The sequence below is a fragment of the Halomonas urumqiensis genome, assembly GCF_003028575.1.
In the GTDB taxonomy this organism is placed as follows: Bacteria; Pseudomonadota; Gammaproteobacteria; order Pseudomonadales; family Halomonadaceae; genus Halomonas; species Halomonas urumqiensis.
Window position 1 is genome coordinate 164935 of record NZ_PYUD01000002.1, and the last position, 26361, is coordinate 191295.

Here is a 26361-nt window from a genome sequence, read left to right on the forward strand (position 1 = left end):
CCCGCAGGCTCGCGCCCGCGGGGGTTATATGGCTAGCAAGGTGATGTAGGAGGCTTGCGGTGAGCTCAGCCGCCGGTCATGAGCGAATCAGGTGATCGAAGGCGCCAAGCGCCGCCTTGGAGCCCTCGCCCATGGCAATGACGATCTGCTTGTAAGGCACCGTGGTGACATCACCGGCGGCGAAGATACCGGGTATCGAGGTCATGCCGCGTGCATCGGTGATGATCTCGCCACGCTCCGACAGCTCGACCGGCGAGCCCTCGAGCCACTCGGTGTTGGGTACCAGGCCAATCTGCACGAAGACGCCTTCCAGGTCGACCCAGCGCACCTCGCCGCTGGCCCGTTCCTCGTAGGTCAGCCCATTGACGCGGGTACCGTCGCCATTGACCTCGGTGGTGCGGGCGCCCTTGATGACCGTGACATTGGTCAGGCTGGCGAGCTTCTTCTGCAGCACCGCATCGGCGCGCAACTCGTCCATGAACTCGATCAAGGTGACCTCGGCCACCAGGCCGGCCAAGTCGATGGCCGCCTCGACCCCGGAGTTGCCGCCGCCGATCACCGCGACACGCTTGCCCTTGAACAGTGGGCCATCGCAGTGCGGGCAGTAGGCTACGCCCTTGTTGCGGTACTCCGCTTCGCCCGGCACGCCCATCTCGCGCCAGCGCGCGCCGGTGGCCAGCACCAGGGTGCGGCTCTTGAGGGTGGCGCCGGACTCGAACTCGACCTGGTGCTCAGCGCCTGGGGCTGTGGCCGGCTTCAGCTTGACGGCCCGCTGCAGGTTCATGATATCGACGTCGTACTGCTTGACGTGCTCCTCGAGCGCCGCAGCCAGCTTGGGCCCTTCTGTCTCGGGTACCGAGATGAAGTTTTCGATGGCCATGGTGTCCAGCACCTGGCCGCCGAACCGCTCGGCGGCAACGCCGGTGCGAATGCCCTTGCGCGCGGCATACACCGCCGCCGCGGCTCCGGCCGGGCCACCGCCGACCACCAGCACGTCAAAGGCCGACTTGTCGTTGAGCTTGGCGGCTTCACGCCTTGCCGCACCGGTATCCACCTTGGCCAGAATCTGCTCGAGGCTCATGCGGCCCTGGTCGAAGGGCTCGCCATTCAGGTAGATGCTGGGTACCGACATCACCTGGCGCTGCTCGACCTCGTCCTGGAACAGTGCGCCGTCGATGGCCACGTGGCGCACATTCGGGTTGAACAGCGCCATCAGGTTCAGCGCCTGCACGACATCCGGGCAGTTCTGGCACGACAGCGAATAGTAGGTCTCGAAATGCAGCTCGCCTTCGAGGCCACGAATCTGCTCGAGCACCTCGTCGCTGGTCTTCGGCGGATGGCCGCCCACCTGCAGCAGGGCCAGCACCAGCGAGGTGAACTCGTGGCCCATGGGGATACCGGCGAAGGCCAGGCCGGTGTCCTCATCGGGGCGGTTGAGTGCGAACGACGGCGTACGGGCATCCTGGCCGTCGGTGCGCAGGGTGATCTTGTCGCACAGGCCGGCGATCTCGGTCAGCAACCGATGCAATTCCTGCGACTTGGCGCCGTCATCGAGGGACGCGACGATCTCGAACGGCTGGGTGACCTTCTGCAGGTAGGCGTTGAGCTGGCTTTTCAGAGTGTCGTCCAACATGACAGCGGGTTCCTTCATGTTCGGTTTCAGGATCACGGGCACCGCGCGATTGCCATGCGGCATCGCCAGGAGGGCGTGATACAGAAAGAAAGCCCCGGGCAGGAATGCCCGGGGTTGGGACCTTATCTTAGATCTTGCCGACTAGATCCAGTGAAGGTGCGAGCGTCTCCTCGCCTTCCTTCCACTTGGCCGGACACACTTCGTTGGGGTTGGCACGCACGTACTGGGCGGCCTTGACCTTGCGCAGCAGCTCTTCGGCGTTGCGGCCGATGTTGCCGGCGTTGATCTCGACGATCTGGATCTTGCCGTCGGGGTCGACCACGAAGGTACCGCGCTCGGCCAGGCCAGCCTCTTCGATCAGCACGCCGAAGTTGCGCGAGATCTGCAGGGTCGGGTCGGCCAGCATCGGGTACTGCAGCTTGCCGATGGTCTCGGAGCTGTCATGCCAGGCCTTGTGGGTGAAGTGGGTATCGGTGGAGACACTGTAGATCTCGACGCCCAGCTTCTTGAATTCCTCGTAGTTGTCCGCCAGATCACCCAGCTCGGTCGGGCAGACGAAGGTGAAGTCGGCCGGATAGAAGAAGAAGATATTCCACTGGCCCTTCAGGCTTTCTTCGGTGACGTCGATGAACTCACCGTTGAGGTAGGCAGTGGCTTTGAACGGCTTGACTTCGGTGTTGATCAGGGACATTCGGTGATGCTCCTTACGACTTTCGTTGAATGGCTGGGACAATACGGAGCGCATGGTAGTCCATGGCGCCCGATAGCGTAAATTGAATGGTGCCATGAGGCTGATAATTCAACCCTATGGAAGCCATGACGCGCCCCTAACCGACCGGGGAAGCCCTCAGTCGTCAGCCTTGATCAACGCGACGCTGGGAGAGAACAGGGAGCAGCCCGGCGCACTCGACCATCGGGTCATCGCAGTTGACCACGATATCGGAATGCGCAAGCACGTAGCTCTTGCCGGTGATGGTGTTCTCCACCACCTGGTGGGGGCCTTCCTGGCGGGTGCCGGTGAACTTGCCGATGAAGCCGGTCTCGCGCAGCGAGATGGTCTCCAGGCGGTCGCCGGGGTTGATTCGCCCCTCGAGGTTCATCAGCGCCAGACGCGCCGAGGTGCCGGTGCCGGTGGTGCTGCGGCAGATCACCCCGGGGTGCACATAGGTGGTGGAACGCGAGCGATAGAAGTCATCGGCCACCTGCTCCACGGGCCCCATGAAATGCAGGAACGGCAGTGGCCCAACATCGCCCAGGGTGTAGTGCGAAAAGCCGCGCTCGGCCTGAATCGCCTCGACGATCTTGTGGGCGCACGCGGCCAGCGCGCGCTCTTCATCGAGGGTCAACGAGAACCCCAGCTCGGTGGCGTCCACCAGCGCATAGAAGCCGCCGCTGTAGGCCACCGAGTAGGTGACATCACCGATCGTCGGCACATGGATCGTGGCACGATGGGTGTCGATGTAGCTCGGTAACCCCTCGCAGGTGATGCCCTCCACCACGCCGTTCTCGACCCGCGCCTCGATCTTCACCAGTCCCGCCGGGGCTTCCAGCGTGAAATGCTGGATACCCTCGCGCTTCGGCACGATGCCGGCCTCGAGTACCGCCGTGGCGGTACAGATGGTATTGGAGCCGGAATAGATCGGGTAACCCATCACTTCCATGATGATATAGCCGGCCGCCGCCGCAGGGTCGGTGGCCGGCACGATCAGGTCTATCGACATCTCCGGGATGCCGTGGGGCTCGAACAGTAGCAACTTGCGCAGGCCGTCCGCGTCGTCGCGCAGGTACTCCATCTGCGCGCGCACGGTGTCGCCGGGTAGCGGCGAGATGCCACCGATGACGATGCGGCTGACATCACCACCGGCGTGGGTATCCATCAGGCGAATGGTCGGCCGATAGGGAATGGGCGACTGACTCATGAGAGGGTGCTCCGAAGCGAGGGCATGTGTTCTGGAAGGCATGTGTTCCGAGAACATGTGTTTCACAGGGCAAACGGCGCGCCATGGGTGTCCCACTGGGCATCCGGCACGATGACGATCTTGCCGAGGAAGTTGCTGCCGCGGTTGACGAAGTAGCGCTCCGCCTCATGCAGCTCGGAGAGCTTGAACGCGGCATGCAGTACCGGCTTGAGCTGGCCGCCGCGTATCCACGCGACGAGCTGCTCCGCTTCCTCGCGTGTGCCGTGGGAGACCCCGAAGATCTGCACCTGGTAGAGATAGACGCGCGTCCACATGATCTCGCTGAGGTTGCCGCCACTGGCGCCGGCAATGGAGAGCCGCGGGTAGCTTTGGCGCGACGCCATGTCGACGATCATGGTGTCGATGAAGCGGTCGGTCATCTCGCCGCCGACCAGGTCCATCACCGCATCGATGGGCTTGCCACCCGTGGCGTCGAGCACACGCTCGACGAAGGTTGGCAGGTCGCCGCGGTCGATCACCGCCTCGGCGCCCAGCGCCAACAGGGCATCGGCCTTGTCGAGCTGGCTGACGGCGTAGGGGGTGGCACCCACCACCCGGCACAACTGGATCAACGCCGTGCCGACCCCGCCACTGGCGCCGGTGACCAGCACCCGCTCCCCGGCCTTGACCCCCGCCGAGGTCATCATGTGGTAAGCGGTCTGGTAGGAGCACATGCCCATGGCGGCGAGTTCGGCGTCGGCAAGCTCGGGATTCGGCACCTGATGGAACTGCTCCGATGGCACCGCGACATACTCGGCGAAACCGCCATCGGCACCGTGGCCGTAGTAGTCAGGGGTCAGGTTGATGTCGCGGCGCGCATCGGCGTAGAGGTTGAAATCGAGCAGCCCCCGCTCGCCGATTCGTGCGGCATCGACGCCCTCGCCCACGGCGACCACGCGCCCGGCGACATCGGCGCCCTGAATACGCGGAAAGGTCAGGGTCGGCTCGCCGCCCATGGCGAACGAGGTCACCTCGCCCTTGTCCTTGGTCGGGTAGAGCCCTTCGCGCGCCTTGCGGTCGGTGTTGTTCTTGGCAGTGGCGGTCACCTGGACAAGCACCTGGCCGGCCTCGGGGCGCGGGGTCGGCACGTCATCTCGATAAACCAGCTTTTCGACTCCACCATGCCCGGTCAGCAGCATGGCTGACATGGTGGCGGGAACGGATGTGGCGTGAAGGGGTGCTGCGGGGGATTGGCCAGCCATCTACTGCCTCCTCTCGGCAATCCTGGCAACAGCGCCAGCGCCGACCAGGGGGTGTGTTCAATCCCAGACGATAGCAGACTTCCCCCCTCGCCCCCGAGTGCCCAAGCCCCTGTTTCCGGGCATTTTATTTTTTGTTTTTCCCATGCTCGCTTGGCGTTTTTCCTGCACGCCCCGGCTAAGGAAGCACTGAACAAATCGACGAGCGAGATGAAGCGCAAGGCGCACGGAGCACAGGAACCGGAGCATATGGGGTATATGTGAGGATTCCGCGCACCGCGCAACGCAGCGATTCGCTCGCGCAGGCATTTGTGCAGTGTTTCCCTAACCGTCGCCACGTGGACATGGCGCCATGACGGTTTCCACCACCGTTCATTCAATGCCGATTGGCCAACCATCGCCGAGCGCGAGACGATCGAGTGGACGCCAACAAAGTAACGCAATGATTTACCATTTATTCTCGACCTGTCATCTTCGTTAAAAGAACAGGTATAAGAACACGATGTTGGCAATGAGGAAGCACGACCATGCAGGCAAGGATCGGTGCTGAGGACGCCTTTCGAAAGCTGGCCGAAGGGCTCGGCACGAGCGGTTCAGCGGGATTCTTCGACTCCCTCGTGGAACAGCTGGCGCGTATCCTGGATGTCGATCATGTGCTGATCGCAGCGGTGGAAAATGGCACCGCCAGCACCCTTGCCGTGTGGTCGGACAATCAGCTGTCCCCCAATATCAGCTACCCGCTGGAGGGCACTCCCTGTGAATCCGTGGTCGGGTATCAGGCCTGCCTGATCGAGCGCGATGTTCAGGGACGCTTTCCCGACGATCACCTGCTGGAAGCGCTAGGCGCGCAAAGCTATCTCGGCTTGCCACTGCAGGCGGTGGATGGTTCCACCATGGGCCTGATGGCGGTGCTGAAGAATTCGCCGATGCGGCCCGCCGGCCTCGAGGAAGAAATTCTGCGTATCGCGGCCACCCAGGCCAGCGCGGAGCTGGGCCGCAGGCAGGCCGAGGTCGCCCTGCAGGCAAGTGAGCTTGCGGCCAGGGAAAGCGAACGGCGGCTCGATACCCTGCTCAACCACCTGCCGGGGATGGCCTATCGCTGCCTGAACGACCCCGAATGGACCATGCTGATTGTCAGCCAGGGAGCCAAGGAACTGACGGGCTATCCGGCCGAGGCACTGGTCGGCAGCCACTCGGCCTGCTACGCCAACCTGATCCACCCCGCCGACCGCGACCGCGTATTCGCTGACGTCCAGGCCGCGATCAACGCCCGCGAACCCTTTCGAGTCATCTACCGGCTGATGCATGCCCATGACGGCACGCGCTGGATGTGGGAGCAGGGCCAGGCGATGTTCGACGCGCAGGGTAATGTGCTTCACCTGGAAGGCTTCATCACCGATATCACCGAGCAGCATGAGGCGCAGCGAGTGCAGGATGCCGTGGTGCGAATCGCCTCCACGGTGACCACCCGCCTCGGCGATGACTATTTTCACCAACTGCTGGCAAGCTTGATCCAGATTCTCGAAGCGGATGCCGGCTTCATCGCCCTGCTCGATGACAACGGCCCCTTGGATGAACATTCCCGGGGCGATCGCCCGGCCTCCACCATGAGCATGATCAGCGGAATATCCGACACCAAGCGACTCGACAGCGTCACCTTCGCGATGGCCGGCACGCCTTGCGAACGAGTCATCGAAGAGGTCGAGACTATCGTCCAGAACGGCAGCGGCTTGCACCTGCCCGGCACTTCGCTGCATGCGTCCGCCTGGATCGGCCGTCGTCTGGATAACGCCCGGGGGGAGCCGATCGGGGTGATCATGGTGCTTTACCACCGTCCCCTCGACGCTAATTCTTTCGCCACCTCCGTGCTGCGAATCCTTTCTACCGGTGCGGCCGCCGAACTGGAGCGCCGACGCGATCACCGCCGCATGCACCAGCTCGCCTACACCGATGGCACCACCGGGCTACCCAACCGGGTCCGCTTCATGGAAGACCTCACCCGGCTGCGACAGAAAGCCGAGAAGCAACAGCGCCCGTTGGCGTTGTTGCTGCTCGACATTCGGCGCTTCAAGGAAATCAACGATATCCACGGCCATCAGGTCGGGGACCAGTTGCTGGCCACCGTGGCCGGACGGTTGCAACGCGCCATCGGCACCGAGGAAGTCTTGGCACGGCTCTCCGGTGACGAGTTCACCGTCCTGGTGCCGAAGGCCGACGAGGCGACCCTGCAAGGATGCCTTGCGCGCATGAGCGAGGCAATTTCGCGGCCCATCACGCTTGGGCATCGCCATTTTTCGCTTGAGGTCAGTATCGGCTCGGCGCTATATCCGGGCGATGCCGTGACGGCGGGTGAGCTGTTCAAGGCGGCCAGTATCGCCCTCTATCACGCCAAGCAACAGGATGCGGGAGTCTGCCCGTTCAATGAATCGATGACCCAGGCGCTGCAACGCCGCCAGCAGATGACCGAACGTCTGAACCAGGCGCTCGACCAGGGTGCGCTGATGCTTTACTACCAGCCCCAGGTCGACCTGGCGAGCGGCCAGTTGACCGGCGCCGAAGCACTGTGTCGCTGGCACGACCCCGAGTGGGGCTGGGTCAGTCCGGGCGAGTTCATACCGCTGGCCGAGGAGCGCGGCCTGATGCGACGACTGGGTGACTGGGTACTGCGGGAGGCGGCTCGCCAGATGACCGAATGGCGCCGGGCCGGGCGCGTGTTGCCCGGGCGCCTCTCGATCAATATTTCAGCGCAACAGTTCACCGACCCGCGGCTGGCCGACCATATCGCCAGCCTTGCCTGCGATGTTCCCGCCTCGAGCATTGCCCTGGAGCTCACCGAAAGCGACTTCATGCGCGACCCGGAGCAGGCGGTGGGGATCACCCGCGCCCTGCGCGATGCCGGCTACGCGCTGTCGATCGATGACTTCGGCACCGGTTACTCGTCACTCTCCTATTTACGCCAGTTCGATGTGGATACCTTGAAGATCGATATTTCGTTCGTGCGCGAGATGCTCGAAAGCCACCACGATCGGGCCATCGTCCAGACCATCATCGCCATGGCCAAGACCCTTGGCATGAAAACCGTGGCCGAGGGCGTGGAAACGCTCGAGCAGGCCGCCATGCTGGACCAGATGGGATGTCACCAGGCGCAAGGCTACCTGTTCGGCTACCCGCTGCCGGCCGAGGAATTCAGCGCTGCCTGGCGGGAATCCATGCAGCCCGCCGATGAGCCGTGACGACCATTGCCATTGCTGCGCACTATGCACAGGCACCGGCACACAGGCACCTGCCCCCTCAGCCCCCTTCGCTGGTAAACGCCTCGGTATCGATGTCCCCCTGTTGTGCCGCACCATAGCGCGCTCCCGCCACCTGGCCTGGCTGCATCATGGCGTTCAACCGAGTCAACGTCGAAGGCGAAAGCCTGAGCGACTGCGCCGCCAGGTTTTCACGCATGTGGTCGATGGATCGGCTGCCGGGTATCGGCACGATGTCATCGCCCTGTGCCAGCAGCCAGGCCAGTGCCAGCTGCCCGGAGTTACAATCCAGGGAGCGGGCAAGGGCCTTGAGCTCCTCTAGCAACGCCAGGTTGTGGGGAAAGTTCTCGGCCGAAAAGCGCGGCATACCACGGCGAATGTCGCCCTCTTCCAGAGTGGCCGGGTCCGCAACCGCACCGGCCAGAAAGCCCCGCCCCAGGGGGCTGAATGCCACCAGCGTCGTGTCCGCCTCGCGGCACGCCTCGATCAGCGCGATTTCGGGATTGCGCGTCCACAGCGAGTATTCGGACTGCACTGCCGCCACTGGATATTCAGACCGGGCACGGCGTAGGGTCGTGGCGGAGACTTCGGAAAGCCCAAGGGCATGAATCTTGCCCTCATCCACCAGCCTTGCCAGCGCCCCGACGCTCTCCTCGATCGGTACCTGGCGATCCAGGCGGTGCAGGTAATAGAGATCCAGGTGATCGGTGTTCAGCCGTGAAAGGCTCGCCTCGCACTGCTGCCGGATGGTCGCCGGGCGGCCATCGATCACCCGCTGGCCACTCTCCGGGTCCATGGCCATGCCGCACTTGCTCGCCAGAAACACCTCATCGCGCTTGCCGCGCAAGGCGCGCCCCACCAGCTGCTCATTGGCCGTGGCACCGTACAACGTGGCGGTATCGAAGTGGCGGTAGCCCATGTCGAAAGCGGCATCGAGCGCCCGCAGCGCCTCGGCTTCGGGTACTCGGGCGCCGTACCCATGCGAGAGATTCATGCAGCCCAGGCCAATCGGGGGTGAAGCCACGTGCTTCAAGCGAGCCAGTAACGTCGACATGGGTGTCCTCTTATCGTGATGGTGTCATGCCATCATGCCGAGCGTTTACCGCTGACTGCAAGACGCCATCGCTTCAGTTTCCGCTTGCCGGGTCGATAGTCATGACAAGTGGTGTCTGAATACCCACGGTCAGATGATGCGTACCCAAAGGCCGCAAGTGCATGTCAGGAAGGTGAGGCAATGATGAACCAACTACATAAGATAAGCGTGAAATATACGATGGCATTTCTTCTCATCGCCCTCTCGCTATTGAGCGTGGTGATCGTGGATACCCTGCTGGTTCAGTCCATACGAGAACGCATGGTCGCTTTCAGTAGTTCCTTCAACCCGGCAGTGTCTGCGGTACTCAATGCGGATCGCGACCTCTACCAGGCGCGTGCCGCCGAACTCGAGGTGCTTCGCACACAAGCCGGCAGCCAGGCCGCTCAGGCCCAATATGACGATTACCGTGAGAATGCCCAGCAGGCCTATGATCGGATGCATGACTTCCTGTCATTACTCGAAGCCTATCCGCTTGTCTCACAGGGACTTGGAGACTTCGAACAACGCTTCACCGAGTGGCAGCAAGCCTCGCAAACCGTCTTCGAGTTGCATGCAGACGGTGACACGGCATCCGCGGCATCGCAGTTGGGGAGCGAATCACTGACCACGTTCAACGCCTTGCGAGAGCTCTATAACACTGCCGGGGAAAGTGCCGACGCACGAGGCCTGGCACTGGAACAACAAACGCTTTCGGAAGTTGCCGCGCAACAACGCTGGGTCATTGCCTTCACCGTGCTGGTGCTTCTCGCCACGCTTGCCATCGCCCTGATCGGACCGAAACTGATGTCTCGTGCGCTCACCCAGGTCAGTGGCCGAATTCGCGATATCACCAAGGGTGAAGGGGACTTGACCGCAAGGATCAATAGCCAGCGTCGCGACGAGATCGGCGAGTTGGCGCGCGAATTCGATGCATTCATCGCGCGCATGGACAACAGCTTCCAGGCCGTCAGAAGCGGGGCGTTCAATGTCAACCGCGCGGCCGGCGAGATCGCCGCCGGCAGTGAAGAGCTGGCGTCACGGACCGAACAGCAAGCGTCCGCCCTGCAGGAAACCGCCTCCAGCATGGAGGAGATGTCATCGATCGTCAGACAGAACAGCGAGTCGGCAAGCAACGCCGACTCGCTTTCAAGCCTGGCGGCCGAGAAGGCTGACGTCAGCACGCGTGACGTCAACCTGACGGTCGAGCTGATGCGCGAGCTGGAGGTCAGTTCACGCAAGGTTGGCGAAATCATCGAGGTCATCGATTCGATCGCCTTCCAGACCAACATTCTGGCCCTCAACGCCTCGGTGGAAGCCGCCAGGGCCGGAGACCACGGCAAGGGGTTTGCGGTCGTGGCAAGCGAAGTCCGTAATCTGGCCAGCCGAACGGCTGATTCCTCCAAGGAGATCCGCCTGATGATCGAGGAGATTTCCCAGCGAATCGCCAGCGGTGCCGAACAGGCGGGACGCAGCGGCGAAGGCATCCAGGAAACGGTGGAGGCAATCCGCCAGGTGTCAGGCTTGATGAACGAGATATCGCTTGCGGTGCGTGAGCAAGAAGCCGGTATCCAGCAGGTCGGCACGGCGGTCACGCAGATGGATTCCGCCACCCAGCAAAACGTCACGCTGGTCTCCCAGACCAGCCGCTCGTCCTCCTCCTTGAAAGAGGAAGCCACTCAACTCACGCAACTCGTCAGCGCATTCAAGCTCAGCGGGGGCCAGCACGCGGCGCAAGCGGATACGTTTGCCCTGCCCCAACCCACCACGCAGCGTGATAGCGTATCCAAAAGCCAGCACAAAGCACGCAACGAAGAACCCGAATGGGAAGCCTTCTGAGGTAGCAGGTCCTTGTCCAGCGTCGGAATCAAGCGTTCACGCCGGGGGCAGTGGCCCGCTGCCCTGCGGTCATGCTGGCCGTGTCGCTTTCCATCCTGGCGATGCAGCTGACCCATAGCGTGCCCCCGCCCGACGCTGCCACCACCGACCGCAAGGGAGCTCCTCCCAACCGGATACTGGCGTGCAATCTTGAGTCGCTGGTGAAGCTGACGAGTGACTAAGCTACCTTGATGACCTTCACACCGTAGTCCGACGGATTGACGATATCTTCGAGCTTACCGATCTGCGAGAAATCCGTCTTGGTGATCACATTGCTGATATTGGTATCAGGAAAGCGAAGGTTTTTGACGAGATGGACCTGGATGGGCATTCCCTTGCCGTCGATGTCCATCACCCAGGCAAGAAACCCACCCGAGAACTTGGCCAGACTACCGATCGGATAGAGGCCGTACACTTGGATATACTCGACCAGTACCGTCTTGTCATAGGCGATGTCCGCCTCATGGATGCGGCGATAGGCATCGAGAGGTGAACGAGGTGGCACGCCGTTGCGCGCATGCATCAGCTTGTTGATCGCCTTGATGACAGCCACCAGCCGAATCAGCTCGGTGAGCTGCCCGCTCCGCTTACCCGTTGGGTAGCCGGAACCATCCAGGCGTTCGTTGGCATTCTCGATGACATCGCGGCAGGTGGGGCTTGGCTCCCAGCCCAGTTGATGCAGCTTTTCGCATAGCGCACCGACATGGCCTCTGAGAATCGCCTTCTGTGACGGACTCATGTTCACCTTGAGTGACGGCAACGCCGCACTGACCAGCAGTGGCTTGCCCATGGTGTGCAGCAGCCCACCCAGCACGGCCTCGCGCACCTGGGAGTCATGGGGATCACGGCTCAGCATGAAATCAGCCAACTGGCTGGCGACCTGGACAGCATGCCTGACCCAGTCCGGCTCGTCGCGCAGGAATACCAGAGCATACAACAGGGCCTTGCGGTCCCGTTCCACCAGATAGAGCAAGGTGTCGACGCAATCGTAGAAGAACTCGCCAGGGAACAGATTGCGGGTCTTCATGTACATCAACCCCACCTGGAGCTGATGCGCCACGTCCATCACACCGCGTTCCATCGGCGATTGCCGAGCGCGCTTCTCCCGGTCCTGGGCCTCTCGCTGCAGAATCTTCTTCTCCTTGGCGCCTGGTATGAACAGGGGGGAATGATACGTCAGCTTGTCGTTGGCCCCGGTACGGTAGGCGGCCTCTCGCTCCGCCTCATTCACGTACCGAAACAGCGCTTCTGTCTGGGAGGTCGACAGATTGATGAACTGAATACCGACCGCCGCATAGCCATGGTTACCGAAGGGGCGGACATGGCGGATCTTGCCCTGCGCAAAGAAGCTCTCGCCGTTGGGAAACTCCAGCGTCACGCCTGGGACGTCCTGATCAACGCTGATCGCGATGCTCTCCGCGAGGTCGATGTCGGCCAGGCAGCCACCCACCGACAGGTTGCGCAGTCTGCCCGGTATGCTGAGCTCATGCAGGTAGACTTCGAGACCGACGCGGGCCTGCATGCCGAGAATAAAGGGAATGCGGACCGCGCCCCGGGTTTCCTGGACGAAGACCGACTCCGGGAGCTGGCACTCCAGCCGATACAGCGTGCTATCGGTCTTCAGCAGCTTGGCGGGAATGTTACTGAGAGTGTAGGTCTCGCGCTCGATGGATTGCGGTCCCTTCAGGGCCTCGAGGTCGAAGCTCAGACCGCCGCTGGCCAGGTACCGCTCGATATCCGGCCCGGCGTACTCCACTTCCAGCACCAGGTATCCGGTACTCAGGTCCAGCTCCACCACCTCCGCCTTCAAGGCGAAGGGCATATCCTTGGCGTAGACGGACAGCTCATGGGCATGCTGAAGCAGTGAACGGATCACGCCAGCCGAGGGATTTTCGTATTGAGCCGGGTGGGCCATCTGCGACACCTGCGCATGGGATATGGATTTTAATTAAATTATATCAACAACATATATCCTTTCTTTTACATGCACACTATATACGCTTTATTTAGCAGAGCAATCGATTCGATAGATAATGCCTAATTGCAATCCGCATTGGCCTGCTGCGTATTGGGCCGACGGTGTCACCGAAAGCATCGGGGGCGGGAAAACGTCGAATCGATTGGACCGCGCCTTCTGTCTGTCAGGCTGCCGGATGCTTCCACCAGCAAGGACGCCATTGCGGCGTCCCTGCTCACACAGCGTTGGGTGCCTCAGAAGGACTCCCACTCCTCCACCTCATGCCGAGGTCTTTCGTACTTATGATGTTCCCCATTGGCGTTCGAGTTGCCTGTGGCCTTGCGTGGCTGCCGACTCTCCTGAGGTGTGGCCCCCAAGAGCGCTTGACCATCGCTGGCAGGCGTTTCCTTCGCCTTGCCGGAGGGGAGCGGGCGCACCGGTGACCCGCCCGCTTCACGGAGCTGGAAAGTGCCTACCAGATCCGCCAGGCGAACGGCCTCGTCTTCCAGCGAGGCGGCGGCGGTGCTGGTCTGCTCGACCAGAGAGACGTTCTGCTGGGTAGCACTGTCCATCTGATTGACAGCGGTCGTTACCTGGCTGATGCCGCTTTCCTGCTCCTGCACGGCATTCAGGATCTCCTGCATCATCGCCGAGACCTGCTGGATCGACTGCATGGTGGCTTCCATTTCCTCGCGCGTCTGGCCTGATTGCTCGGCGCCGGCGGCAATATTCTGGGTGATCTCCTCGATAATGGTGCGGATTTCCTTGGAGGAATCCGTGGATTTTGCCGCCAGCTTGCGTACCTCGTCTGCCACCACCGCGAAGCCCCGGCCATGCTCACCGGCTCTGGCGGCCTCAACCGACGCATTCAAGGCCAGCAGATTGGTCTGGAAGGCAATGTCTTCGATGGTGCCGATGATGTCCTGTACCCGACGAGAACTGGCTTCCATGGTTTCCATCAGTTGCGAGGTGCGGATAACGGCTTCGCGGGAATCGCTGGCCTTGTCGACCGTCTCTTCGCTGAGCTGGCTGGCCGACGTGGCGGACTCACTGGTCTGGCGCACGGTGGAGTTCATCTCCTCCATGCTGGTCGCCGTTTCCTGCAGAGCGGAGGCCTGTTCTTCGGTACGGCTTGCCAGGTCCTCGCTGCCAGCCGCTATCTCTCGCGAACTGTGTGCCACTTGATTACCGCTCTGACGCAGCAAGCCAATGATGTCGATCAGACGGGCTTGCATCCCCTGCAACGCCTGGTTCAGGGCGCTGATCTCGTTCCGTCCACGAATCTCGATCTGGTTGGTGAGATCCCCCTTGGCGATCTGTGTACATATCTTGCCGGCGCGCCTGAGTGGCGCCACCAGCAGCTTCTGCACGCCGACATAGGCCAGTAGGGTCAACAAGGCGATCACCAGCAGAAGAGCCGCCGTCACCATGATGGACTGCTGCACGCTGTTGTTGGCGTCTACCTTCATCTCATCGGCGCGCTGCTCGGCGTAACCCGCAAACGCGCGCACGCTTTCGGAGAAGGCTGGGCCTAGAGCGGTTAGCCGCTGGTTTTCCTGTTGCACCTCGGCGACATCATCACTTTCAATGGCGTCAACCAGCTCTGGTGTAATCATCGCTTCGAAGCCCTCCACCACGGCTTCAAAGTAGGGGTAGCGACGCTGAGAGGACGTGATATCGATTCCCTGAAACTCCTCAAACCAGCTTCTGGTGCGCCTGAGACTCTCTTGCGTCTGGTCGAGAGCCGTCGCGGCCATCTCATCGTCGCCGCGCCGTGAGAACTCTGCATAGCGCGCCATGCGGAGTCGCATCTCCAGGAGGTTTGATTCCATGCGATTGGCGGTGTTGGCCTGATCGACGCTGATCTCCGCCAATTCGTTGATGTCGCTTTCGAGGGCAAGCTGACCACGGATAGACACCGCGCCGATGATCGCCGTCATACCAACCATGATCAGCAACAGAATGGTCAGGAGTGCCTTCAATGTGATGTTTCTCATGCCATCCTCTTTTATATATATAGAACTTGAGATGATCACTTCATAATGACGCTGACCTCCCCTGGAACAGTAGGTATCGGCTTTTCTTTATAGTTCTTTAACTAGAAAGCGAAATCGAAGAGCAGGTCGCGACTCGGGGTCCTCTTCCATACGCTTGAATAAACTGTGCCGATGTGGTTGCACATCCCGCCTAAAGGTGTATAACAGCGCAAACTTTCGAACCCGCTCCGCCTGTATGGCGGAGGGGGCTTGATCCAAATCACCTGGAACTGGAGTTCAAGGTGGTAGCCTCACGACATGGCTCAAGGCAAGAACACAGACGTCATGCAACCTGTGATCCGGCACTACCAACACCCCCGACAGTTGGACGCCTGTCCAACTGTCGGGGGCTTCATGCGAATGGCCGATTCATCCGGCCTGAATGCAAGTGGCAGAGCCGTCGACGCTACTCGGCCGTTGCCAGCAGGCTGGCATTGCCGCCCGCGGCGGTGGTATCGATGCACAGATGGCGTTCCACCACATAGCGCTCCGGCGAGATGACCTGGGTCTCGAGCGACACGATGGCACCTTCGCGCTTGGCCAGTGCGATACGCAGCTCGCGGGTCCAGTCGCTGGCGCCAGCGGCGGCCACGGCATCGATCCCCCTGATCGCGGTCAAGGTATCGGCCGCGACGCTACCGTCGAGCGCAGCGACAGGCGCCCCGGCATCGATCAGCGGCTGCACGGCTTGCGACGCACCAGGGGCTGCAAGCACCGCAGGACTGCCCGCCCCGAGTGCCTGCACGGCCTGGGCAATAGCGATGTCCAGCGTTGGCCCAAGGCACAGTACCGGGCCTTTTGGATACAACGCCAACCGGTTGCTCTCCCCCGTCGGCCCCGGCAGCGTCTGTGGTGTCATGTCCAGTGCCGCGGTCTCGGCGAGCGCCTTGCGGACGACACCGCGTTGACCGGAGAGTGCCTTGCGCAGCACCTCGACCCGATTGGTGCGCGCCGACCAGTTGCGCGCATCCAGCCCATCGAGGGCCGACTGCAGATCACCGAGGGACACGGCACTGCCCGTCGGTGCCTCGTGGATTTCCATGGCGGCGGTGCGGCGGAAGCGATTGACGTAGTGGGGGCCACCCGCCTTGGGCCCGGTGCCCGAGAGGCCCTCGCCCCCGAAGGGTTGGGAGCCGACGATGGCGCCGATCTGATTGCGGTTGACGTAGATGTTGCCGACGTGAACACGCTCGACGATCTGCTGCACGCGGTCATCGATACGGGTATGCAGGCCGAAGGTCAGGCCATAGCCCCTGTCGTTGATGTCGTCGACCACCTTGTCGATATCGCGCGCCTTGAAGGTGGCCACGTGCAGAACGGGCCCGAAGATCTCGCGTTCGAGATCCTCGATTCCCCCGACCTCGACCACCGCCGGGGTAACGAAGGTACCCACTTCCGGCGCGGGCAGCTTTTTGAGTACCTTGCCGGCCTTCTCCTGCGCCTCTACATAGGCGCCGATGTCGGCCTTGGCCTCGGCATCGATCACCGGCGAAACGTCGGTATCAGTGTTCCAGGGATCGCCGATGGTGAGCGCGTCCATCGCGCCATCGAGCATGGTCAGCAGACGCTCGCGCGCCTCTTCCTGCACATAGAGCATTCTCAGCGCCGAGCAGCGCTGGCCGGCCGACTGGAACGACGAGATCAGGATATCGCGGACCGCTTGTTCGGTCAGTGCCGTGGAGTCCACGATCATGGCGTTCAGCCCGCCGGTCTCGGCGATCAACACCGCATCAGGCCCCGCGTTCTGCGCCAAAGCCTTGTGGATAATCTGCGCCACTTCGGTCGAACCGGTGAAACAGACGCCGGCGATTCGCGGATCGCTGGTCAGCGGTCCGCCCACCGTGGGCCCGTCCCCGGGCAGCAACTGCAGTGCCGCCTCGGGCAGGCCGGCCTCGCGCATCAGCTCGACGGCACGCGCGGCGATCAGCGGTGTCTGCTCGGCAGGCTTGGCGAGTACCGCGTTACCGGCCGCCAGGGCCGCCGCGAGCTGGCCGGTGAAGATAGCGAGGGGAAAGTTCCACGGGCTGATGCAGACGAAGATGCCGCGGGCGCTGCCGGGCTCTTCCGCCTCCAGCCGCTCGCACTCGTTGGCGTAGTAGCGCAGGAAATCCACCGCCTCGCGCACTTCGGCGATGCCGTCAAACATCATCTTGCCGGCCTCGCGCGTGGTGATCACGGTCAGCTCGGCGATGTGCTCCTCGTAGAGGTCGGCGATGCGGCGCAGCACCTCGGCCCGCTTCGCCGCCGGCTGCGCCGACCACTCCTGATAGCCGCCCTCGGCGGCGTCCAGCGCCGCCGTTACCTCGTCCGGTGTCGCCTCATGCACCTGGCCGACCACCCGCGAGGTATCGGCGGGCGACAGGGCATCGCGCGCAGGCCCCTTGGGGGCCGGGCTTCCCGCCAGCATGGGCCCGGCGGTCCAGGTGGTGTCGGCGAATCTTTCGCGTGCCGCCAGCAGCGGCAGAATCGAGGCGGGTTCGTTGATCCGATAGCCACGCGAGTTCTTGCGTTCGGGGGCGAACAGCTCGCCGGGCTGGCGAATCAACGGGCTTGAGATGGCGTCGCCCAGGCGCTGCATCCCGGCCACCGGGTCCTTCGAGACTTCGCTCGGGGGAATCGAGTCGTCCACCACCTGGTTCACGAACGAGGAGTTCGCGCCATTCTCCAGCAGACGGCGTACCAGGTAGGCCAACAGGTCACGGTGCGCGCCGACCGGGGCATAGATGCGGCAATGCGTACCCTCCGACTGCTTGACGATGTGGTGCAGCGATTCGCCCATGCCATGCAGGCGCTGGAACTCGTAGCTGTCCTTGTCGTCGCCCGCCATGGCGACGACAGCGGCGCAGGTATGGGCATTGTGGGTCGCGAACTGGGGATAGATGCGGTCACGCCTATCGAGCAGCATTTGGGCGCAGGCCATGTAGCTGACATCGGTGTTGACCTTGCGGGTGAAGACCGGGAAGGTCTCGACGCCCATTTCCTGCGACAACTTGATCTCGGTGTCCCAGTAGGCGCCCTTGACCAGCCGCACCATGATCTTGCGGTCGTAGCGCTCGGACATCTCGTAGAGCGCTTCGATCACCGGCCCGGCGCGCCGCCCGTAGGCCTGAACCACGATCCCGAAGCCGTCCCAGCCATCGAGGCTGGGGTCGGAGAGCAGCGCCTCGATCACGTCCAGAGACAGATCCAGCCGGTCCTGCTCCTCGGCGTCGATATTGAAGCCGATATTGGCCTTGGCCGCCTGCCGCACCAGTTCCTGGGCGCGGGGCACGAGGGTCTCCATCACCGTCTCACGGTGGGTGTATTCATAGCGCGGATGCAGCGCCGAGAGCTTCACCGAGATGCCGGGGCTGCCGCGCACGTCGCCCTTGGCCTGCTTGGCAATGGCGGTGATCGCCTTGGCGTAGGCCTCGTGATAACGCAAGGCGTCTTCGTCGGTACGCGCCGCCTCGCCCAGCATGTCGTAGGAGTAGGTATAGCCCTGCTTCTCGAGCTCGCGGGCATTCTTCATGCCCTCCTCGATGGTCTGGCCGAGCACGAACTGGCGCCCGAGGATCCTCATGGACTGGCCGACCGCGGTACGCACTACCGGCTCGCCCATTCGGCGCACCAGGCCGCGCAGCGCGCGTACCGGGCCCTTGGGGTCGTCATCCAGCACCTTGCCGGTCAGCATCAGGGCCCAGGTCGAGGCATTGACCATCGACGACGACGACTTGCCGAGGTGCGAGCCCCAATCCGAGGGCTCGATCTTGTCGTGGATCAGATCGTCGATGGTTTCCGCGTCGGGCACGCGCAGCAGCGCCTCGGCAAGGCACATCAGGCCGACCCCCTCGGCGGTCGAGAGGCCATATTCGGCGAGGAACGCCTCCATCATCGAGGGCGAGGTCTCCTTGCGCACGCGTTCCACATACTTGGCGCCGACATCGGCCACCTTGCGGCGGTCATCCTCCGACAGCTTGATCCGTCCGACCAGCCCATGCAGCACCGCTGCCTCGTCGGCCGCATAGTTGGCGCGGATACGGGCTCGACTCTCGCTCAAGGCGTCATGCGGGAAATGGTTGGCTTCATTCATGGTCGATCTCTCCTGGCTACCCGACACAAGGCGTCGATGCATCGGCTCGGATGTTGTCGTTCTCATCGATGAGACATCCTCAAGCTTAGGCGTTCAGACGCGGGTTGTGCTCAACGACCCGAAGACGATATTGCCGGTTGACGGACGAGTAGCATGCCACCTGGTGGCAAAGATTCCGACCTGCCTGCCTAAAAGCGCCATGCCCCGGCGCTCGCCCCTGGCGCCTGTAGCGTTTAATGCGCGTTACGTTCTCCATGAGCCAGCCAAACCTATCCATGCAAGATCAGAGACTCGAAAAGCACTTGGCACACAACGGCAGCGCCAGCTTGACGTTCTCCAGCAATGTTTTCATGCGTTTTCCTTGTCATATCGTCGTGGCAGCAACACCCTCCTCCAACCACTTCCTGGTAACCGCTGCCACCTCTCGGGCACGATGCGGCGCCCACCCCGGCACTCCTACCGAAAACAGGGTGTCGTCTGGAAGTTCCAAGCCCACCTGCTCAAATACGTCGATGACGGCTTGTTGAAAGGGCATCCCCTGTGCGTGCCGCGCCATGGCCTCCTTCATCATGGCGTGGCCGCGCTGTTTGCCTACCACCTGGCAGAGAATCATGCTGCAGCTTTCCGATAGCACGGAGGGATGTGCGTCCAGATTGGATTGCATTACGTCAGCATGAATTTCGAGGCGAGCTATCATTCCGACCAGATCGGCAGCAAGCCGGCCACTTATCAGGCAAAGATGTGCAAGGCCATGCCATTCTGCATAGGCGGAGCCGATTTCACGCTCCCCTTCCGGTAGACTGGCGGCTGCACCGACTGTTGCGGAAAGCCCCCGCCCAACCACTGCCAGCCCATGCATACGCTGAGCTATCCAGGGGTTCACCTTCTGCGGCACAGAGGAACTCCCCGAAGCGCCTCCTTCCGCCAGCTCACCGATGCTGGTGCGCTGCAGGTTGTAAATCTCGTGGCCAACCTTGCCTGCCAGGGTACAGAGCTGCCCGAGTGCACTGGCAAACTCCACGAGGCGGTCCCTGGCCGTATGCCAGGATGTGCGTGTGGTTCCCAGCTCAAGTCGTTTCGCAACAGCTCGCTCCACCTGTTCCGGGTCTCCTCCCATCGCGGCGAAAGACGACCCGGTTCCCACCGCACCGGCAATAGTGATGACGAATGCATCCTTTCCGGCCCGCTCCAACCGCCCTGCCGTCCGGAACATTTCATCAAGCCACGTGGCCAGCTTGAAGCCCACCGTTGTCGGCGCGCCGGCCTGTCCCTGGGTTCGCCCAACCATAGGTGTTTCGGCAAAGGCCTCCACGAGGTCGGCCAGCGAGGCCGCGGCCGCTCGCACATCCTGGAAGATCAATGTCGTGGCATCCCGCAATTGCAGCACATGGGCGACATCCCAGGCGTCATGCGCAGTCACGCCATAATGGGCATACGGCGCCCGTGCATGCACTTGGTCCACGAGCCCCAAGACTGGGTTGCCGCTGTCCAGGGCGCTCTGACCCGCACTTGCCAGATCAAGATCGGACGCACAGATTGCTGCCAGTTTCTCGGCTTCACCGCAAGGCACAAGCCTTAGCTCCTCCTGTGAGTCCAGTAGCGCCCGCTCGAACTCGAGAAAGGCCGACGCGAACCCCTTGTCAGAAAACAGGGCAAATAATGATTCAGTCCCATACGTGCTTCCGAACAACTGCAGCAAAATTCGTCCCCCACTGGCGAAACAATGGCAATGTCAGGTCCCGCATGAATAATCACTAAGACTTGAAAATTAAAACAGCCCCCGCCGAATCAAGTTGGCCCCCAGCAGGACCAGCGCGACGAGCAATACTTTCCTGAACAACTCCTTGTCGATATGGTTTCTGACGGTCTGGCCTGCCCACATGCCCAGGAATACCGGCACCAGCGCGATGGAAGAAATGACGAACTCGTGAAAGCCGAAAATACCGACACCGATATATGAGAGGGCGAGCGGCACAGAACCAAACAACGCGACCAGGCCATACGCCTTGACGAAATCATCCTTGGCAAGCTGGATGCCCACCAGGTACATGGCCAAGGGTGGGCCATTGACGGTCGATATTCCGTTCAGCAAGCCGGCCACCATCCCGGTAAAGGGGCCAGCCCATACTTCATGCCGGGGAGGCACGGAAAGCGTTGATCCCAGCAGATTCAGCAACGAAAAGCCGACGACAATGACACCCAATGAGATGAATAGCAGCTCTTCCTCGATACTGGTCAGCAGCATGGCACCGAGGGCGGTAAACACCACGAAGACCAGGGACATGGGTAGCAGCCTACGGATACCGTCGTCGGGCAAGCCATGCCGAAACGCCTGCCATAAGTTGGTTGTCACGATCGGCATCACCAGCAGTGCGACGACCAGCGTCGGACTCAAGATCACCCCGAGGATGGAAAGCACCATCAGGGGCAGCCCGATGCCAAGGATTCCTTTCAGCAATCCCCCCAGGAAGAACGCCAGGAATACCAGGAAAAACTCATAACCAGTCAGATCAACCATGCCAGGCCGCCTAGAACATTGTGTCATCAAGAAAACAAAAGACACCAGCATGGCTGGTGTCTTTACCTTGAACCATTAATTCGGAGCCATTTCTTAGTCCTTGATCAGGCTCTCACCCGGCTTCACCCTGTTGTGCGAGACCGGCTCCTCCCAGGCATTCAGTTCTTTATCACCCGACAGCTTCACACAGGTAAAGGCGGAGGCTTCGAGATCGCCTTTATCGGGAAAGTCTTCCCGAAAATGCGCGCCACGAGAGTTTTCACGCCGCAACGCCGAGGAAGTGATCACACGACTCACCAGCAGTTGATTCTTGAGGTTCAGCCACTCGTGCCAGGTCACGTTGTAACTCAACTGCTCAGCACCGCCGATGCCAATGGCGTCCAGCTCGGCTTCGAGCTCATCAAGCCTTTGATCGACCGTCGACAAGCGCTCGCGGGAGCGGATGATGCCAACATCCTCCCACATCAGGTCACGCAGCGCGCTCTGCACGGCGAAGAGATCGCCCGGGGGATTGTCGAGGGGAAAGCGGCAGCGCCTTTCCGCCTCGTCGATCGCCGCTTGATCCGGGTCGCGAAATTCCACCCCGGTTTTCAGCCAGGCCGCCATGCTATCGCCGGCGATGCCGCCAAACACCGTTGAGTTGGCCACACCGTTGCCGCCCAGCCGGTTGGCACCGTGTACCCCACCGGTATCCTCGCCCGCGGCAAACAGTCCCGGAAGGGAGGTGGAGCAGTCCGGGGCGAAGCGAACCCCGCCCATCATGTAGTGGGCGGTGGGCACGACCTCCACTAGGCCGCCAGCCAAGTCGAAACCACAGTCGGCGCAGCGCTCGACCATGCCCTTGAACTGCTTGCGTACCTGATCCACCCCCAGATGCGACATGGAAATGTAGACACCGCCGTTGGGCGTCGCTCGTCCCTTTCGCATCTCATCGAAGATGCCTCGTGAGACGATATCCCGGGTAGCCCGCTCACCGCGTTCGTCATGATTGAACATGAAGCGCTGGTGGTCGCCGTTGAGCAAGTGGCCGCCGGCCCCGCGCAGCCCCTCTTCCAGCACGGTGCCGGTCATGCGTGTATCCTCCCCCGCCAACAGACCGGTGGGGTGAAACTGCACCATCTCCATGTCACGCAGCACGAGACCGGCGCGGAGCGCCATGGCCATGCCATCGCAGGACTTGTCGCCCGAAGGCGTATGGTACCGGTACATGGTCGGCCCGCCGCCGGTGGCAAGCAGCACCGCCTTGGCACGCACGAAGACGAATTCGCCACTGCGCACATTGATCATCACCACGCCCGATATTCCCGAGCCATCGCTGGCGGGGATCAGATCGATGGCGCGATACTCTTCGAGCCGGTTCACGCCACTGGCCCAGACACGCTCGGCGAGACGGTTGATGATCTCGATACCGGTCAGGTCGCCCTTGTGAACGGTGCGGTCGAAGGTCTGCCCGGCAAACGCCTTCTGGTGGATGGTGCCATCCGGGTTTCTGTCGAAGAAGCAGCCAAGCTCGTTCTCCAACTCCTGAATGCGTTCGACGGCTTTCGAGACCAGCGTCCAAGCCAGATCCTGGTCGGGTAGCCACTTTCCGCCTTCGATGGTATCCATGAAGTGACGCTCGACCGAATCGCCCTCAGCCATCGCCACGTTATAGCCGCCCTGCACCATGCGGGTGCATCCAGACTTACCCAACAGCCCTTTCACCGCGATGGTGACATCCGCCTCGGGAGCCGCCGCCTTGGCATGAACGGCGGCGAAGAGGCCGGCCCCGCCGCTGCCTAAGATGAGAATATCAGTCTTGATCTCGTGCATCTCTTATCCCTTTGCCGTCAGGCCCCGCAGCGCCTCTTCACGATGCGACTGGGCGACTTCGCGAACATTCTCGTAAAGACTCGCGCCATGGGAATCCATCGCCACCATCAATGGACCAAAATCCTTCACCCGGAATTTCCACAGCGACTCCGGGTTGAGATCATCGAGGTCGACATCCTCGATCGCCTCGACCCAGGTCGTCTCCAGGGCCGCTGCTCCGCCAACGATGGCAAGGTAGACGCCGCCCTGCTCCTGAAAGGCCGCGAGCGAGTCGTTCATCAGCCCGCCCTTGCCGATAATCGCCTTCACACCGTACTGCTGCATCAGCGGCTGGGTGAAACGTTCCATTCGAGCACTGGTGGTGGTACCCACGCAGATGGGCCGATAGCCCGCCGGATACTCCGCAGATGGCTCGACCTTTTGCACATTGGGCGCGGTATGAATGACGGCATGCCCGGACAGATCGAAACGCGTCGTGCGGCCGTTGTCGAACATGTGGATCTGGGTAGCGTCGCGAATGCCGAAAAGGGTGCCGTTCAAGGAAACGGTGTCGCCGATACGCAGTGAGCGTATGAACTCTTCGCTTAATGGCGTCTCAACATTATGATGTGTTGTCATATCAGAACCCCACTTCGATGCCATCGGGAGTGAAGGTCGCCTTGGCTCGGCGGGCGGAGTGGCACTGCATGTTCAACGCGACCGGGTTCATGGTGATATGGGTGGCGGCGAGTTCAACATGCACGGCGAATGCCGTGGCGTTACCCCCCAGGCCCTGAGGCCCGATTCCCAGTTTGTTCACCGCTTCACTCATTTTCTCTTCAAGTTCCGCGCCTTCCGGATCCTCGCAGCGTGACCCCAGAGGTCGCGTCGCCGCTTTCTTGGCCAGGTGCACACAGAGATCACCCGTTCCACCAATACCCACACCGACAATGGTCGGCGGGCAGGTCTTGGCGCCAGCCGCAAGCACCGAGTCGATGACGAACTCGTAAATGGCATTACGCCCCTCAGCGGGTAACGCCATCTTCAGCCAGGTATTGTTCTCGGAGCCACTACCCTTGGGGATCATTTCGATTTCCAGGGTCTCCTGCTCCGCGCTGAAATCGATATTGATCACCGGCACCAGGTGGCCGCATGAGGTATGTTCATTCTTGCGGGTAAGCGCATGAACCACTGAAGAGCGCAGAGGGTGCTCTTTGGTCGCACGCTCGCATCCGCGACGCAGGGCATCTTTCAGTTCGTAACCATCGACCTCGACATTGCGACCGATCTTAACATTATAAATCGGGATTCCCGTGTCCTGGCACAGCATGTTGCTGTTTTCCTCGGCCACGGCGATATTCTTTACCATGGTGCCCAGCACATTTTTTGCCAGGTCATTGGTCTCGTTCCTGGAGAGCCTGTCGAAACCGGCTTTCACGTCATCAGGAAGCACTTTCAGGGCACGTATGTAGAGTTCTTTCGAAACCTCTTCGACTTGATTTAAATCAACGATCATTGCCGCAACCTCCATAAACCAACCCGCTTGCTTGTTGGTTTTCAGAACACTTGAAGAAGGAAAATAGTTCCCACCACCACGCTACCACCAAAGGCAATCGCCACCATGTTTTTCTGCCAAACCGTCCATCCCAGCGCCTCGAGTGCCATCACCCTGAGCCCACAACCGAGATGCAGTGACAGCATCACCACCAGGCCCACTTCCGAGAGTTTGACGAGCGGGTTATCCGCCCAGTTCAGAAAGGCATCCAGCGCGGCCTCACCGTTCAAGGCCTGGGACAAGGCCAGAAAGTGGAGTGGCAGAAAAGCCGACAGCAGCAAGCCGGAAACACGATGCAGAACGAAGGCGATGTACGCACCATGGCGGCGGGCTTTCAAGGCATTGGCACTGTGTGTCATGAAAACACCCCCCATACGGCACGAAACCCCAGGACCAGCAACAGCAGGCCGAACAGAACGGCGGCGATATCCGCCCCCTTGGCCCATCTCAGATGCTCTCTGGCGATGTTGCGAAGGCCGATAGGCGCATGCACGACAATGGCCACCACAAACACGCTGTAGAACAGCAACCACGCGATACTGCCCTGTGTTCTGGCTAAAATCTCCCCGGCAGTGAGGCCGCCTTGGACGGCGATTATCATGGTAATGAGGTGGACGATGACACACGCCGCCAAGACCAGTGCCGTCACACGCTGTGCCAACCAGAGATACGCCGAGTGCTGTGGGCTCATATCTCCCCCTTCAGCGCGGCGCGGGTGACTTCGCGCTTGAGGCCGGAGATGGAGTGGGTGGGTGAAAGCAATTTGGGGCAGCGCTGCGTACAGCTCATCTGCGTATGACAAGCGTGACAGCCCGCATCGCCGCTGACCGCGCGCAGGCGATCGACCCGCCGGGTATCGCGTTCATCCTCGACCAGGGTCCAGGCGCGATTCAGTGCCGCCGGGCCGAGGTAGTCGGGATTCCATTTGATGATGTCGCAGGAGGCATAACAGACACCGCAACCGATACACTCTATTGCCTTATCAACCGCCATGCGCCCCTTGGAATCGGGCTTGATGATCGCCAGCCCATCATCGCGGCTCTTGCTGCCTTGAAAGGCACCTCCCGCCTTCTTCTGCTTGTTGAAGAAGGTCTGCATGTCACACACCAGATCCTTGACCACCGGAAAATTATCCAGAGGGCGAAGTTCCAGCTCATCGGTATCGCAGACTTTGTCGACATGGGTTCGGCAGGTCCATCGCGCGACACCATTGACACTCATTGCGCAGGAACCACACATCCCAACCCGACAGGCATAGCGGTAGGAAAGCGTCGGATCGAGGTTCCGCTGAATATAGGTCACCACATCAAGTATCGTCTGATTCTCTTTGCGCGGCACATCAAAATATTCCTGATCACCCGATTCATCACCACGCCAAACGGAAACTCTTAAATCGGTCATTGCAACAACTCTTGTGGACCAATCATCGAAACCATCTTGT

18 protein-coding genes are annotated in these 26361 nt (G+C 61.5%); 2 read left to right on the forward strand and 16 right to left on the reverse strand.

Annotation, left to right across the window (positions count from 1 at the left end; all coding sequences use genetic code 11):
- Positions 1-76 precede the first annotated feature (76 nt).
- The 4 genes from ahpF to C6V82_RS08150 form a co-directional block, all read right to left on the reverse strand.
- On the reverse strand, positions 77-1633 hold the full coding sequence (gene ahpF / locus C6V82_RS08135) for an alkyl hydroperoxide reductase subunit F (protein WP_102586732.1): 1557 nt from the start codon (positions 1631-1633) through the stop codon (positions 77-79).
- A 127-nt stretch (positions 1634-1760) separates the two neighbouring features.
- Entirely contained in the window at positions 1761-2324 is a 564-nt protein-coding gene (ahpC, locus tag C6V82_RS08140; RefSeq protein WP_102586731.1) for an alkyl hydroperoxide reductase subunit C, read from the reverse strand.
- Between the two features lie 163 nt (positions 2325-2487).
- A complete protein-coding gene (locus C6V82_RS08145; RefSeq protein ID WP_102586730.1) occupies positions 2488-3552 on the reverse strand; it encodes a proline racemase family protein in 1065 nt (354 codons plus the stop codon).
- Between the two features lie 62 nt (positions 3553-3614).
- Positions 3615-4793 (reverse strand): alcohol dehydrogenase catalytic domain-containing protein, encoded by a 1179-nt coding sequence (locus tag C6V82_RS08150; RefSeq protein WP_229843134.1) that lies wholly within the window; start codon positions 4791-4793, stop codon positions 3615-3617.
- A gap of 524 nt (positions 4794-5317) precedes the next feature.
- On the opposite strand from C6V82_RS08150, the gene C6V82_RS08155 reads away from it, so the two are divergent.
- Positions 5318-8023: an EAL domain-containing protein gene (locus C6V82_RS08155; protein WP_102586729.1), complete on the forward strand. Its 2706-nt coding sequence runs from the start codon at positions 5318-5320 to the stop codon at positions 8021-8023.
- Positions 8024-8081: 58 nt separating this feature from the next.
- Here C6V82_RS08155 and C6V82_RS08160 read toward each other — a convergent pair whose 3' ends face one another.
- Positions 8082-9095: an aldo/keto reductase gene (locus tag C6V82_RS08160; protein ID WP_102586728.1), complete on the reverse strand. Its 1014-nt coding sequence runs from the start codon at positions 9093-9095 to the stop codon at positions 8082-8084.
- A gap of 219 nt (positions 9096-9314) precedes the next feature.
- Between C6V82_RS08160 and C6V82_RS08165 the strand changes: the two genes are divergently transcribed.
- On the forward strand, positions 9315-10952 hold the full coding sequence (locus C6V82_RS08165; protein WP_180978207.1) for a methyl-accepting chemotaxis protein: 1638 nt from the start codon (positions 9315-9317) through the stop codon (positions 10950-10952).
- A gap of 217 nt (positions 10953-11169) precedes the next feature.
- On the opposite strand, the gene C6V82_RS08175 is transcribed toward C6V82_RS08165, so the two are convergent.
- The 11 genes from C6V82_RS08175 to C6V82_RS08225 form a co-directional block, all read right to left on the reverse strand.
- Positions 11170-12906, reverse strand: coding sequence for a PilZ domain-containing protein (locus C6V82_RS08175; protein ID WP_102586726.1), 1737 nt, complete (start codon positions 12904-12906; stop codon positions 11170-11172).
- A gap of 296 nt (positions 12907-13202) precedes the next feature.
- Positions 13203-14945 (reverse strand): methyl-accepting chemotaxis protein, encoded by a 1743-nt coding sequence (locus tag C6V82_RS08180; protein WP_102586725.1) that lies wholly within the window; start codon positions 14943-14945, stop codon positions 13203-13205.
- A gap of 445 nt (positions 14946-15390) precedes the next feature.
- Positions 15391-19056 carry a bifunctional proline dehydrogenase/L-glutamate gamma-semialdehyde dehydrogenase PutA gene (putA, locus tag C6V82_RS08185; protein ID WP_102586724.1) on the reverse strand — a complete coding sequence of 1222 codons (3666 nt, stop codon included), beginning with the start codon at positions 19054-19056 and terminating at the stop codon, positions 15391-15393.
- Positions 19057-19420: 364 nt separating this feature from the next.
- Entirely contained in the window at positions 19421-20755 is a 1335-nt protein-coding gene (locus tag C6V82_RS08190; RefSeq protein WP_180978206.1) for a lyase family protein, read from the reverse strand.
- 69 nt (positions 20756-20824) lie between these two features.
- Complete coding sequence (locus C6V82_RS08195; protein ID WP_102586722.1) at positions 20825-21625, reverse strand: sulfite exporter TauE/SafE family protein; 801 nt, start codon at positions 21623-21625, stop codon at positions 20825-20827.
- A 42-nt stretch (positions 21626-21667) separates the two neighbouring features.
- On the reverse strand, positions 21668-23386 hold the full coding sequence (locus tag C6V82_RS08200; protein WP_102586721.1) for an L-aspartate oxidase: 1719 nt from the start codon (positions 23384-23386) through the stop codon (positions 21668-21670).
- 3 nt (positions 23387-23389) lie between these two features.
- Positions 23390-24028 carry a FumA C-terminus/TtdB family hydratase beta subunit gene (locus C6V82_RS08205; protein WP_219724471.1) on the reverse strand — a complete coding sequence of 213 codons (639 nt, stop codon included), beginning with the start codon at positions 24026-24028 and terminating at the stop codon, positions 23390-23392.
- Positions 24006-24881: a fumarate hydratase gene (locus C6V82_RS08210; protein ID WP_102586719.1), complete on the reverse strand. Its 876-nt coding sequence runs from the start codon at positions 24879-24881 to the stop codon at positions 24006-24008. The genes C6V82_RS08205 and C6V82_RS08210 overlap by 23 nt, the downstream gene beginning before the upstream one ends.
- A 41-nt stretch (positions 24882-24922) precedes the next feature.
- The gene (locus tag C6V82_RS08215) at positions 24923-25279 is read right to left on the reverse strand and encodes a succinate dehydrogenase, cytochrome b556 subunit (RefSeq protein ID WP_102586718.1); all 357 of its coding nucleotides are present in this window, start codon (positions 25277-25279) and stop codon (positions 24923-24925) included.
- A complete protein-coding gene (locus tag C6V82_RS08220; RefSeq protein ID WP_102586717.1) occupies positions 25276-25611 on the reverse strand; it encodes a succinate dehydrogenase in 336 nt (111 codons plus the stop codon). The genes C6V82_RS08215 and C6V82_RS08220 overlap by 4 nt, the downstream gene beginning before the upstream one ends.
- Positions 25608-26321, reverse strand: a complete 714-nt coding sequence (locus C6V82_RS08225) for a succinate dehydrogenase/fumarate reductase iron-sulfur subunit (RefSeq protein ID WP_102586716.1) — start codon at positions 26319-26321, stop codon at positions 25608-25610. Before C6V82_RS08225 ends, C6V82_RS08220 begins: the two co-directional genes overlap by 4 nt.
- Between the last annotated feature and the right edge of the window lie 40 nt (positions 26322-26361).